Raw genomic sequence first — 13876 nt, forward strand, 5'->3', positions numbered from 1 at the left:
AGGATAATGGCAACGTTATGGCTTATCTTAGGCTAACAAAAGGTTTTACATTAATAGAGCTGTTGGTCGTTATGACGATAATAGGATTGTTGATGGGGTTAGTAGGTCCTTTGACAATGCGAAGCTTGGAAAAAGCTGAAGCGAAAGAAGAATTTTTGGCGGTTAAAAATTGGATTAAAAAGATCAGCTATAAAGCATACTACACTGGGCGAACCCATCAAATTAAAGCCGAAGGTAAACAAATTACATTAATAATTGATGGTGACAATGCGCAAAGCAGTGTTGTTCAACATTTTGAATCAGTATTTTTTACGTCACAAGTTGTTGTTTTCAATAGTATGGGCTTTGCCAATAAAGATTACATCGTTGGAAGATTTCGAAATAACGAGTTCAAAATAGATTTAAGGGATTGGGTAAATGGCGAAGAAGCACATCAATAGTGCCTATGATTGTCTTCTCTACTCTTCTAGCTTAAATAGAGAGAAGTTAGGGGGATTTACCCTGATTGAGGTGCTCGTTGCGACAGTTATTCTGATATCTTCGCTTGCAATAGTTAGTTTAGTTTATCGTGGCGCTTATTTAAGTAGTGAAAAAGCTGAACACCATGCCATGATCGCATTAGCAACACCGAGCGTTTTAGCAAACATGCGATATTCAATCCGAAACAAAGGAAATAACGAAGCAACAACACTAACTGACAAAGGTGAAGTTTGGGGGGTATCATATCATTGGGAAGCTACTTTAAGCGTATTTGAAGCACCTCAAGCTCGTCTAAACATTACTACAGGCAAGTTAGCGGAAGAAGTACCAAAATATAAGTTATGGCATGTAGTTTTGTCTATTCAATTTGCAGATACTGTTAAGCATTTTTCTGTCAAAGAAATCAGTTGGAATGATAAATAACATGGCATATGTAATTTCATTTATTCCATCTAAAAACCAATCAGGATTTACTTTGGTGGAGCTAATGATATCGTTAGCGATATTATCATTGCTCCTCGTCACGGGTTCGTATAGTTACAGCATGATGTCTGAAAGGTGGAATAAAGAGCTTGGTCATTTTGAGCAGACTATTTCTATGGGCAAAAAGTTTGACATATTATCGCACCTTTTAGAAGGTGTTTATCCACATGTAGTTGTTGATTCTAACAATGAACCGTCATTTTTCTTTATTGGTGGAGAAGATTCGCTGCTCGCTGTCAGTCATTATAGTTTGGATAATGACGGCTATCCTACAGTGTTTCGTTTAACAAGTATCGAAAGATCCTCTGGTAAATTCGAGTTAGTTTTGCAGACCGTTAGTACTAAAAATTTTTTGCTTGTGGGCACGGCTCAAAAAATTAGGTTTGATCGAACAATTAAACTATTCGAACAGTTAGATAAAATCTCTTTAACTTACTTTGGTTGGACTCATTTATTCGATAAAAACTCGACATCAGTTAACGCATTAAACAGGCGATGGCACAGTACTTACTCAGGTATTAATAGCAAGTTGGTACCAGAATCGTTGATTGTTCGCTTGGAATTAATGAACAAAGTTTGGCAATACCCTGTACAATTTCAACCAAATCCAGAACGCTTGTTAGCTCCTTATTACAAGGAGAACCAGTAATGAAGTTGTACAAGTTAGAAAAAGGCATTGCATTGATTCAAGTTCTCGTTATCGTAGGTATTTTATCAACGCTAGCTTTGTACTTATCAACAACCGCTCGATCTCAAATCCATATCTCACAATGGGCTAGTGATCGCACAGATGCTTTGATACATCTTCATAGTGCAGAATCTGAATTACTTTTTAATTTGTTGACAAAAAAAAAAGAAAAGAATTTTTCTGAGGAAAATTTAATAGTAAGAGATTGGAATTTCCACGCGGAGCCATTCCGTATTGGAGATAATGTTCAAGTGAAAATGCAGGATCAGTCAGCTTTGATCAATGCTCATTTTCCCAATATTGAACTGATGAATAAACTTCTTACTTTTCACGGTGCAAGTCCCTCAGAGGCACAGCAAATTGTGAGTACCTTGTTAGACTGGCAAGATCTTGATAACATTCCAAGACCAAATGGGCGAGAAGCCAGCAATGAAAATTTAGCAATTAGAAATGGTGCTTTACCAGACTTAAGTGACATCTATTTGTTACCTCAAGTAAAACCTGAGTATCAAGAGTTATTAGTGAGAAATTCTACATTGTTAGGTCGTGGAATTTTTAATCCGATGAATAGCCCACAAGAGTTATTATATGCTTTGGCACCCAAATCTGTCGTACAACAGATAGTTCAATTAAGAAAAGAAAATAGATTGTCGGCTAAAACCTTTAGCGGTCTTACAGGAATTAACGAGGGCGAGAGTGTTTTGCTTTATCCTTCTAATATGTTATCTATAGAGCTTCAAGCCCGCGTTAACGAGTCTTTGGCCCGTAAACGCATTTTATTTGAGCTAGTTCCTCACGCAGATGAACATCAAACTCCTATTATAAAATATGCAATAAGTGATTAATTTGTGACAACTCAAACAAAAAATAATGTTGAGACGGAAAACAACACTGCGTCAATTTCCATATTAACTCGAATATTATGCCAGTTTGGACATTATTTTGATGGCCAGATATGGAAAATAGGGACTTCTGGTAAGGAAAAAATTGATGGTTTACAACGGAAAAAGTTTGCTTTCCTAATTGTTTCAAAAGAACATTATTCTGAAATTAATCAAACATTTCCGGTAGATGACCCTGCTCAGTTAAAAAAAATCTTAAAGATTCAATACCCTAATAATAAAAATTATCGGTATTTTATATGGCCCTTAAAAAATGGCCAGAGTCACGTCACTATTTGGCATTTTAAGAGCAATTGTCCCGAAGCTTATATAATGCTACCCGAAACCATGTTGCTTAGTAAAATTAGTCTAGATAAACAGTGTACAGTGGTAATACAGCGCTCTGAAAAGTTACCTAAGCTTTTTGTTTCCTGCTCGGGAAATTCTTTGCACTCTATTATAGAAAAGGGCTTGATCAAATCGCCTGAGTTATTTCATACCGCGATTGGTGAAGCGGAACAGAGAAAGGCAATCTATATTGATGAGCAAGAGCTTTTGAAGATATTTGCTATAGGTCTTTCCAGAGTGGGATTATCTGAACTAGCGTCTTTTGTTAAAGTGACTTCTAAGCTAGATGTGTCGAATCAGTTGAAGGCATTTGTAATCCCCTTATCAGTTATATGTAGCCTCTACTTGCTGGTATCGAGTGGTTATTTACTTTTCAAAGGTTATTCTCTGGAAAAGGGGATCGACGAGTTGTCCGTTTCCGCAAATAGCTCTTTACAGGTCAAAACTTCAGTTGCTGAGCTGAGTCAAAGGTATAAAACGTTAAAGCTGTTTCTTCAAGACAAATTTCCGGAGTCAACAGTTTGGCAGTTAATTTTTACATTGTTTAACGACGCCGAATTTTCCAATATACGATTAGAAGATGGTCGTTATGTACTTAGAGGAAGCACTGAAAAGTCGACCAAATTACTCAACATTATTAATGAAAGTGGAATGGCCCACGATGCTAAATTTGATTTTCCAGTTCGAAAAAATCGTGGTAAAGAGGTATTTGTTATTAGTTTCATTCATAATGATTCGACAAAATTAGTTGAAAGAGCTAGCGGGGGCTATTAACGTGGAAGGTTTGCAAAAACATACTCTACTATTGTCGATTCTTGCTACGCTACTTGTGGCTAAGTTTATTGTTGTTCCTATTATTGACTGGCAAAACAATAAAGTTAGTGAAATTAGGTTGATGGAAAAAAAGTTTAATAAAACTCATAATGTTATCAAGCATGCATCTTCTTTTAAAGACATTAATGAACAGCTCAATATTCAACTAAAGGGGTTGGAACAATTACTCCATACCAGTGAAAGTGAATCCATCTTTAAACTGAAACAGCAAGAAAAAATAGAGTCTTTATTAAATAACCATCAATTAACTTCTCAGAATATAGGTTGGAAACCAAGCGTATCTCTTAATGAGTTTGAAATCGAGAAACTGACAATGAGCTTGTCACTTAGTGGAGATATGGACAAAATTTTACCTTTTCTTTGGGCTATAGAAGTACAGCGACCATATATTGAAATAGATAGCTTTTCTATTACAATCAGGGGGCAAAATCAAAAAAGTTTGGGGAGAGCAACAACTGCTAACTTGACTTTAAACTTTTATCACGAACTTGAAACTAATAAAGTAAGAAATAATTAAATATGTTGTTTTTGAAAAATAAGCAAGCATTACTTTTTCTGCTGTTGGCATCAATTTTTCTATTTGAGGATTTTAGTTCTCGTTTGGTTAGTGAAGATCATAGCGAGTTCAATGAAGAAAAAATGGAGAATTTAGCAGCGTTACACTTACCTGTTTTGCAAAAAGTAGAATTGGAAAGCCTGAAAACTCGATTAAAAAGCTTTATTAACTCAAATGATGATGAAAATTCTTTGGTTGATACTACATCAATAGAATCAGGTAACTATCAATTAGAGCCAAACGAGTTATTTACAGAAGATAGCAAGTTAACATTAAAGGCAATTTTAGAAGTAACTTCGTCAGATCCAAATAAAAAGCAATTGATAGCTCTAATCGAACATGCACACCTCATAACGGGAGAAAAAGAGGTCGAAAAACATTTTAGTGGTGGAGCATTTGGGCAATATCAAATTAACATAGTGAACAATACGGAAGTTGTTTTTAACCATAGTACGGGTAACGCCGAGAAAAACATCGTTTTGTCAATGTATAAAACAAGAAAAGAATCGCCAAGTAATTAATATGAAAAACAAAAATATAATCATAGAAATGTCGCTGACCTGCTTACTCGTTTTGTCTCTGTCTGCATGCTCAGTTACTGATACAAAAAAAAGAACGGTGGAGGCTTCCTATTTAAAAGGGTCTAAGGTAACAAAACAAACCCTAGACAGTGAAAAAAATAGCGAAATTCAAAATCCTGAATACGGAACCAATCTAGACGTTAAAAACGCACAAATGCTTACCGGCTTTAATCCAGCATTGCAACAGGTCAAAGTTGAACAAAACTTAATTGGTAACTTTAGTTCAAATGCCCTTGTCACTATTACTTCAGATAATTTGCCATTAAATGAATACCTCCATACGGTATTTGGAGAATTATTAAAAGTTAATTACGTGCTTGGTGAAAATGTAAAAAATGAGCAAAAGCAAATAACGTTGAATTTGCAATCAAGTATCAGTGAAAAAAAGCTTTTCGAATTGAGTGAAAAACTGATTCGAGAGAATGGGTACGAAATTCGGTTAGAAGACGGTATTTATTATATTCATAAAGCGCAAAATAATGCGGTTCAAGGTAGTGTTACTTTTGGTTATGGCAAAAATATTGATAAGGTCCCAGCAGTAGCATCGACAATAGTACAGTTGATACCATTCGAATATGGCATGCAAACATCATTGGCAAATACCTTAAAGCAACTATTGTCAATTAAGGCGATGCCAGATTTCGAGCGAAATACGTTAATATTGCAGGGGAAAAGAGCAGAGATTATAAAAGCGTTAGAGTTAATTCATTTGCTAGATCGCCCCTTGTTTAAGAATCGCCACATAGGCACCTTTAAAACCAGGTTTGTTAGCAACCAAGATTTAGTAAAAAAACTGCCTGAACTATTAAAACAAGACGGTGTTTCAGTTAGTGGGCAGAACCTTAACGATTTAGCCGTGTCTTTAGTTTCACTTGATAGAATTGGAACTGTGGTTATTTTTGCAAATAATCAAGCTCTTATTGACCGAACCTTGTTTTGGGCAGATCAAATTGACCAAGCTCCTAGTGGAAATGAAAAACAGTATTTTATTTATCAACCACAGTTTGCAAGAGCAACAGATTTAGGCACCAGTCTCAGTGTGTTAATTTCCGGCGGAGGTATTGGCGATAATAGAAGTGCAGGTAATACTACCTCAGCCGAACGTGAAAACAATAGTGCTAATACTAGCTCTCAAATAAGCGCTCAAGCTTCTTCAAATTCAGATATGACAATGGTGGTTGATGAACGAGCAAATTCACTTATTTTTAGTACGACTGGCAATAAGTATCGACAGTTTTTACCTCTTATTAAACGCCTTGATGTTATGCCAAGACAAGTTATCCTAGAGGTTGTAATTGCCGAAGTTAAATTGTCTGATGACTACAAACAGGGCGTTGAATTTGAACTCACCAATCAGGGGGTTGCTAGTAAAGTAGGTGGATTTAACCTAAAAAGTAACGCTTCAGGATTGTCTTATGTATTGACTGGGGCAGATGGCAGATTTTCACTAAACTTGATGCAAAAGAACACCAATATTAACGTGCTTTCTAGGCCTAGCCTTTTGGTCCGCGATGGTGTCACGGCAAACATTACGGTTGGCGATGATATACCTACAGTCGGAAGTATAGTTACTGACCCTGTTAATGGTAGTCAAACTTCAATCGTATATCGAAAAACAGGGGTGGAGCTTAGAGTAAAACCGACGATAAACGCCAGGGGAGTTGTGATCATGGAAATAGACCAAAAGATCAGCAATCAAGAATCTGGTGGTTCATCAGTAGAAGGTGCCCCGATTATTTTTGAGCGTAGTATAGATACAGAAGTAGTTGCCGAAAGTGGTCAAACGATTATTTTGGGGGGGCTAATCAGTGAAAACCGTACAGTTAATGATAAGTCTGTGCCTTTTTTCTCAAGTATTCCTGTTATTGGCAGTTTATTTGACTCTACAGAGGATTCGTCTGGCAAGACTGAACTTGTTGTGATGGTGACACCAAAAGTCATAGATTCAGGTGAAGAGTGGAGTGATATAAAGACGAAATTTATTTCTGAGCTTACAAATATTGATATTAATTAATAAAAACAGCCATTAATATGAAAAAATTAAAACTTAAGGGTTGTATTGGTTAACAATATTAGGTAACGTCTGCTACGTGCTAAGTGAAGGCGGATAATTTTGATTGAAGACATCAAACGTTTGAAGAAAAATTGATGTTGACAATATTAAATCTGGGCTTAAACTTAGCCATGTTAGAAGTCGCTTAGGCGACGGCCTAAGTGTTAATTACCTAAGTGTAAATTTAACGAAAAATAAATCTTGGGTATTAAAATTATTTGATACTTCAAGTTTCATGAAACAAAGGACATAAAAAATGTTGAAAAAATCACTAATCGCTTTGGCGGTTTCAGCAGCTGCTTTAACTGGTGCTGCAAATGCTGCTTCTCTTTCTGCTACTGCTATTAATGTTGCTAAAGAAGGTAATACCGCGACTGGCTCTGCTATAATCCAACATACTGATGTAGCAGATATTACAATCGATGTGGGCGTTGATTATATCGTTAACGATATTGTAGAAGTTACTTTGTCAGGTGCAACGTTTGATACAACAGTTACTCCAACGTTAGCTGATGGTACTCCAACAAATGCCACTTCTACGTTAGTTTTTGTTGACTTTTCTAATGCAAATACTGCACGTTTTCGTGTTACTGGCGCTGATGTAGATGCAGCTGATGCACTAGTGTTAGGCAACTTTACTGTTAAGTTGGCTGGTGTTGCTGATGCTACAAAAATAAAAGTGGCTACTCAAGCAATTTCAGTAAACCCATTGATTGGTGCATATGACAAAGCTTCAGCAATTACTGTTGCTACAGTTCGCGAGCAAACTGAGATTGCATACACTAAATTAAATGGTCAAGTATCAACTGGTAACGGTCGTGCACAGTTCGTGACGTCTCCAAATTTAGATGAATTAACTGTAACTGTTACAGATAACGCCTCTGACGTAGATGCAGTAACATTCAACAAAGTTACTCATACTATCAAAGGTAACTTTGGTTGGTTAATGGACTATGACAAAACTGCAAATGGCGGTGATGCTGATGGTGTATTAGAACCAGGTGAATTAGCAACTGCAATCGCGTTCTCTCCAACTGCTGTTGGTGCTGCCGACACAGTTGCATATGCAATTGATACAGGTCTAACTACACTTACGGCAGTACAAACTGTTAACGGCGGTATCGATCTTGTAACTAAGTTTGGTTTCAAAAACGTTGGTAATGCTGCTGGTGGTTCTGTAATCGCTGCTCCTCAATCGTTCACTCATTCAGCTGTATTTACTGATGGTACAACATCTGTGACTGAAGCTGCAGCATCAGCTGGTGCTTTCACTTTAGATGGTTCATCAACTGATATCGCGTTTATGCCATTTGGTGCAGATTACTCTCAGTCAATTACTGTGACTAACTCTGGTTCAGTAGTTGGTGCTATTACCGTGACTCTTCACGCTGATGGTATGACTTACTCTAAGGAATTAACAGCCACTTCAACAGGTAAGTCTGTTGTTGATATTTCTCAAGAAGTTAGAGACTTTGCTGCTGCATCAGGTGTTAAAGGTAACGCTGCTATTAACGTTACAACTAACTCACCAGGCATTGAAGTTAAAGGTATTTACTACCATAAACCAACTCAAGATCGTATCTTAGTTGGTGAAAACACTTCTAACTAATATTGTTAGTTTAAGTTAAAAAAAAACGCGCTTCGGCGCGTTTTTTTTTAGCAATAAAATATCAATAACTTTATATGAGCCCATCGGCTAAAGACAATTTTCAAATGCAGCGTTATAATAGCCGCCTATTTAGCTTCACTTGAGTCTTATTTTGAAATACCCCGTAAATAAACCGTTTTTTCCGCCACTCGAAAAGTACCAACAACAATTGGCTAAAGTTTATCATAACGGTTGGTTGACCAATAACGGCCCGTTGGTGCAGGAACTAGAACGGAAACTTGCTGAATACTTAAATGTCGAATATTTGTTGTTGGTTAATAATGGCACTATGGCACTCGATATTGCCTACCGCGCTTTAGAGGTTGATGGCCTGGTAATTACTACGCCTTTTACTTTTGCCGCCACTACAAGTTCTATTTGTTGGCAACACAATACACCGGTATTTGCTGATATTAGCTCAGAATCTTTTACTTTAGACATTGCGTCTGTTGATGATAAAACACTCTCTCTAGCTGATGCGATTGTGCCGGTACATGTTTTTGGTCACCCATGTCAGGTTGATGAAATTGCAGCAGTTGCCAAAAAACATAACTGTAAAGTTATTTACGATGCCGCACATGCTTTTGCTACAACGATTAACAATCGCTCTGTGTTGGCATATGGAGACGCTGCGACTTTGAGCTTTCATGCTACTAAGTTATTTCATACTGTTGAAGGTGGTGCTGTTGTTTTCAAAGATAAGGCTGTTTATGAAAAAGCAAAATTGTTAGTTAATTTTGGCCTAAACAGTCAACAAGTACCTGAGTTCATTGGAACAAACGGTAAGCTAAGTGAAGTACATGCAGCAATGGGCTTAACCAACTTAACGTTTATAGATGCATTGATTAAGCATCGCCAGCAATTAAAAGCCGCCTACTATGACAGGCTTAACACTTACATGAGTTTTCAAACATGGCAAGCAAACGTCACTGATAATGGTGCGTACATGCCTGTTTTACTTAAAAATGAAGCTGAATTGTTACATGTTATTAATGTGCTTGCTGTTGAGGGCATTCAAGCTAGGCGCTATTTTTATCCATCACTTTCATTAGTGGAATCATTCGGGCAGCGAGGCGTTACCCCAATAGCCAACGATATTGCAAGTCGTATTATGTGTTTACCCCTGTATGCGGACCTTCAACTTACAGACGTGAAATTGATTAGCGATATGCTCATCAACGTAATCAAGCAATACCGAGGTAGGACTACCACTTAAATCACCAATAGGTGTTTAACTTTGTAATCAAGACTCGCATTATTTACGTGCTACGGCGTATAATGGCGACCGAAAAATTTGCTGATGAAACTCAATGGATGTATATGAAAAAAATTATAGTAACAGGCGGTGCTGGATTTATAGGTAGTGCTGTTATTCGGTATCTTTTATCTTTAAGTGAAACCATTGAAGTGGTTAATGTTGATAAGTTGACTTATGCAGGAAATTTACAGTCATTAAACGACATTAGAGTCAGTGACAATTATCAATTTGTTCACGCCGATATTTGTGACAGCGCTGCTATGCACAAGGTATTTACCGAGTTTGAACCTGATGCGGTAATGCATTTAGCGGCAGAGTCTCATGTAGATCGCTCCATCGATGGCCCTGCAGCCTTTATACATACGAATATTATCGGCACTTACACGCTTCTTGAGGTAGCAAGACAGTATTGGAATGATTTATCGCCTGCTAAGCGCGAATCATTTCGCTTTCACCATATATCTACAGATGAAGTATATGGAGACTTGGCTAATTCAGGATTGTTGTTTACCGAAGCAACAAGTTATGACCCAAGCTCACCTTATTCTGCAAGTAAAGCAAGTTCAGACCACCTAGTGCGAGCATGGCATAGAACGTATGGGCTGCCTGTGATTATAACTAATTGTTCAAACAACTATGGTCCATATCATTTTCCAGAAAAGCTTATTCCTTTGGTGATCTTAAATGCTATAGAAGGTAAAGCGTTACCTATTTATGGTAACGGCGAGCAAATTCGAGATTGGCTGTATGTTGAAGACCACGCTAAAGCGCTTTTTACTGTAGTATCAACAGGTGAAGTTGGCGAAACTTATAATATTGGTGGTCATAACGAGAAACAGAATATTGAAGTAGTTAAAACGATTTGTCACATTCTTGATGAGCTTGTAGAAGAAAAACCACAGGGCATAACAAAGTTTGCCGAATTGATCACCTATGTTAAAGACCGACCAGGACATGATTTACGTTATGCAATCGATGCATCAAAAATTGAACGTGAACTTGGTTGGACACCAGAAGAAACGTTTGAATCTGGCATTCGTAAGACGGTAAGTTGGTACTTGAATAATTTGCAGTGGTGCCAAGCTGTGCAAGATGGCTCTTATCAAAGAGAGCGTCTTGGTGTAGAAAAATAAGCTTGACCGGGGCTAAAACTTGAAACCACAACCTTCAATCATTCACATTTTTGATGGCAACCCTCATCATTACATTCCAATGCAAGGCTTTTTAACGTCGATTGAGCAAATAAATGTAAAACAGCAGTTTTGGGTACGAAAAGTTTCAGAGGATGAAACGCTCGAGCTACCGTTTGAAGCAAAGACTTATCGAACTGGGCGTGAGCTTGTCAATGAAATGCAAGCCTTACATAAATCTACTCGGTTTGTATTTCATGGCTTGTTTGATTTGAATGGTATTGCCAGTAAATTTCTATATCGCGCTATTGCAAAACGCTGTAGTTGTGTATTGTGGGGGGCTGAGCTTTATCGGCATTCTCAAGAAGTACGCGGGGTAAAACAAAAACTGGCGAAGGTTATTCATAGTATTGTATTAAACCGATTCGATAGAGTTTTCGCTTTAAATACTGGTGATGCACAACTGGCTGTTAACACCTTTGGCAAACCAAACGTTGGTGTTTTGCCATACCCATTAATTAGTAACGATTTCGTTTTTAACCCTAATGGGCGTGACAATATTTCAAAGCCAGTGCATATATTGGTCGGTAACTCTGCTGCACCTAGCAATGAGCATACAACGTTGTTGCAGTTGCTGCGACCTTTAGCTAGTGAAGATATCATCATAACAGCACCACTAAATTATGGTGCCGATAAAGATTATGTTGAAAAAATTTGTCAGCTCGGAAATGAAATATTTGGTGAGAAGTTTACCGCCATAACTCATATGTTAAACAAAAAATCCTACGATAATCTTCTTAATACGGTTGATGGTGCCGTATTAGGTCATAAGAGGCAACAAGGGCTTTATGTTGTCTATGCTATGTTGCAAATGGGGAAACCTGTTTTTTTGAGAAGCGATACGTCTAGTTTTGAAAATTTGTCGGCTTTAGAGTTCGAATTAAATGACACTATTGAGCTTGATAAGACGGAAAAAGAAAAGGTTGTAGCGCTTTTTAGCAAGTTAAATGCGCGCAATGCTACGCTGTTTGAACAAAACTATACTATTGATGCGCTATCTCCCAAATGGGCTGACATGATTAACAGCTTATTTACCGTATAGAAAACTGATATAATTTTTCGACTTTCCCCATTGAACTGAATAACAAGGTATTACACATAATGAAAGGTATTATACTTGCCGGTGGCAGTGGAACACGTTTGTTCCCAATTACCCAAGGTGTTTCGAAACAACTTTTGCCGGTCTACGATAAGCCAATGATTTATTATCCGTTGTCTGTGTTAATGTTAGCGGGAATTAGAGAAGTCCTCATTATCACGACACCTGAAGACAAACATCAGTTTATAAATCTACTTGGAGATGGTAGTCGATTTGGTATATCTATTGAATATCGTGAACAAGTAAAGCCTAATGGTTTAGCAGAAGCATTTATTATCGGTGAAAGCTTTATCGGCACGAGCAGTGTCTGTTTAATTTTGGGGGATAATATCTTTTATGGTAGCAACTTTTCTCCTAAGTTGATTAAAGCGGCTTCAATAGAAGCAGGGGCGGCGGTATTTGCCTACCAAGTTCATGATCCTGAACGATTTGGTGTAGTTGAAATTGACGAAGACTATAATGCACTTTCTATAGAAGAAAAACCCAAAGAGCCGAAGTCATCTTATGCTGTAACTGGGCTATATTTTTATGATAATCAAGTGGTTGAAATTGCAAAACAAGTAGAGCCCTCGCATCGTGGAGAGCTCGAAATTACCTGTATTAACCAAAAATATTTAGAGCGAAAACAGCTCAAGGTTGAAGTGTTAGGGCGAGGTTTTGCATGGTTAGACACAGGTACGCACGATAGCTTGATGGAAGCTTCTTCGTTTGTTCACACAGTAGAGAGACGCCAAGGTTTTAAAATTGCTTGTTTAGAAGAAATTGCCTTTAATCAAGGGTGGTTAACAGTGGCTGAAATACGCGACTTAATCGAACCACTTAGCAAGACTGGTTATGGCGAGTATATAGAAAAACTGATTTCATCAACTGATAATGGCATTAAGTAACATAGGGACTTATTTTGTATTTAGTTAGTATTATTGTTCCATATTATAATCGCTCTGAATGTTTAGGGCCTTTGATCAACTCTGTAATCGCGCAAAGCCATAAATGTTGGGAATTGATTGTTGTCGATGATTGTTCTAAGGATTCCGAAAAAGCACAAGCAATCATCGCTTCTTTTGGATTGGATAAAATCCGTTATATTCGCCACGAGACAAATAAAAATGGCGCACAAGCACGTAACACTGGAATAGAGCTAGCCAAAGGTGACTTTATTGCATTTTTAGATTCAGATGACACTTGGGAGCCACAAAAGCTAGCACTGCAACTCGAGAAGTTTAAAAGTACTGGTTCACACGATAAAACAATAGTTTACAGTGCCCTTAATAAAGTATTTGCTGATAACTCCAAATCACCTGAAATCTTGCCTTTACAAAGAAAAATCGAAGCTGTTAGTGTCAGTGATTATTTATTTAGGTTTGATGGGTTGATGCAAACGACGACTTTCTTACTCAAGACGAGTTTTGCTAAGTCCTTAAAATTTAATCCTGCTCTTGTCAGGCATCAGGACTATGATTTTATTCTAAGGGCTGAGAATGAGGGAGCTCAGTTTGAATTTATTGATATGCCGCTGGCAAACTGGATTACGTTACCAGGTGAGGGCAGTGTAGTTCGTAAAGGAGGCGACTTATTGTTTTCTATCGAGTGGTTTGAACAATACAAACAGTATATGACAAGTACCGGAGCAAGAGCTTATCTTGGTCGGCAAATGTTTTATATTGCTATAAAAAGTAAAAAACTCTCCACGTATTATTCCTATGTTTTTAAAACGGTAAAGTTTAGCGGGCTGTTACATGTGTTAAAAGATAATATTAATTTGGTTCTTAATAAGTAG

At 37.4% G+C, this 13876-nt stretch carries 14 protein-coding genes; all 14 read left to right on the plus strand.

Annotated elements, in window-relative coordinates; translation table 11 throughout:
• Positions 1-17 precede the first annotated feature (17 nt).
• On the plus strand, positions 18-440 hold the full coding sequence (locus IE199_RS02600; protein ID WP_189767143.1) for a type II secretion system protein: 423 nt from the start codon (positions 18-20) through the stop codon (positions 438-440).
• Positions 418-903, plus strand: coding sequence for a hypothetical protein (locus IE199_RS02605; RefSeq protein WP_189767144.1), 486 nt, complete (start codon positions 418-420; stop codon positions 901-903). Before IE199_RS02600 ends, IE199_RS02605 begins: the two co-directional genes overlap by 23 nt.
• Before the next feature lies 1 nt (position 904).
• A complete protein-coding gene (locus IE199_RS02610; protein ID WP_189767145.1) occupies positions 905-1612 on the plus strand; it encodes a prepilin-type N-terminal cleavage/methylation domain-containing protein in 708 nt (235 codons plus the stop codon).
• Entirely contained in the window at positions 1612-2496 is an 885-nt protein-coding gene (locus IE199_RS02615; protein WP_189767146.1) for a type II secretion system protein GspK, read from the plus strand. The genes IE199_RS02610 and IE199_RS02615 overlap by 1 nt, the downstream gene beginning before the upstream one ends.
• A 3-nt stretch (positions 2497-2499) precedes the next feature.
• Complete coding sequence (locus IE199_RS02620; protein ID WP_189767147.1) at positions 2500-3654, plus strand: hypothetical protein; 1155 nt, start codon at positions 2500-2502, stop codon at positions 3652-3654.
• A 1-nt stretch (position 3655) separates the two neighbouring features.
• Positions 3656-4231, plus strand: a complete 576-nt coding sequence (locus IE199_RS02625; protein WP_189767148.1) for a GspMb/PilO family protein — start codon at positions 3656-3658, stop codon at positions 4229-4231.
• A gap of 11 nt (positions 4232-4242) precedes the next feature.
• The gene (locus tag IE199_RS02630) at positions 4243-4791 is read left to right on the plus strand and encodes a hypothetical protein (protein ID WP_189767149.1); all 549 of its coding nucleotides are present in this window, start codon (positions 4243-4245) and stop codon (positions 4789-4791) included.
• 1 nt (position 4792) lies between these two features.
• Positions 4793-6865, plus strand: a complete 2073-nt coding sequence (locus IE199_RS02635; protein WP_189767150.1) for a secretin GspD/PilQ domain-containing protein — start codon at positions 4793-4795, stop codon at positions 6863-6865.
• 295 nt (positions 6866-7160) lie between these two features.
• Positions 7161-8513 carry a Slr4 family S-layer protein gene (locus IE199_RS02640; protein ID WP_189767151.1) on the plus strand — a complete coding sequence of 451 codons (1353 nt, stop codon included), beginning with the start codon at positions 7161-7163 and terminating at the stop codon, positions 8511-8513.
• A gap of 151 nt (positions 8514-8664) precedes the next feature.
• Complete coding sequence (locus IE199_RS02645; protein WP_189767152.1) at positions 8665-9768, plus strand: DegT/DnrJ/EryC1/StrS family aminotransferase; 1104 nt, start codon at positions 8665-8667, stop codon at positions 9766-9768.
• Positions 9769-9872: 104 nt separating this feature from the next.
• Positions 9873-10943, plus strand: coding sequence for a dTDP-glucose 4,6-dehydratase (gene rfbB, locus IE199_RS02650; RefSeq protein ID WP_229854495.1), 1071 nt, complete (start codon positions 9873-9875; stop codon positions 10941-10943).
• Between the two features lie 19 nt (positions 10944-10962).
• A complete protein-coding gene (locus tag IE199_RS02655) occupies positions 10963-12042 on the plus strand; it encodes a TDP-N-acetylfucosamine:lipid II N-acetylfucosaminyltransferase family protein (RefSeq protein ID WP_189767153.1) in 1080 nt (359 codons plus the stop codon).
• Positions 12043-12101: 59 nt separating this feature from the next.
• A complete protein-coding gene (gene rfbA, locus IE199_RS02660; RefSeq protein ID WP_189767154.1) occupies positions 12102-12986 on the plus strand; it encodes a glucose-1-phosphate thymidylyltransferase RfbA in 885 nt (294 codons plus the stop codon).
• 14 nt (positions 12987-13000) lie between these two features.
• Complete coding sequence (locus tag IE199_RS02665) at positions 13001-13876, plus strand: glycosyltransferase family 2 protein (RefSeq protein WP_189767155.1); 876 nt, start codon at positions 13001-13003, stop codon at positions 13874-13876.

Source organism: Thalassotalea marina, assembly GCF_014656435.1.
GTDB classification, from domain to species: Bacteria; Pseudomonadota; Gammaproteobacteria; order Enterobacterales; family Alteromonadaceae; genus Thalassotalea_C; species Thalassotalea_C marina.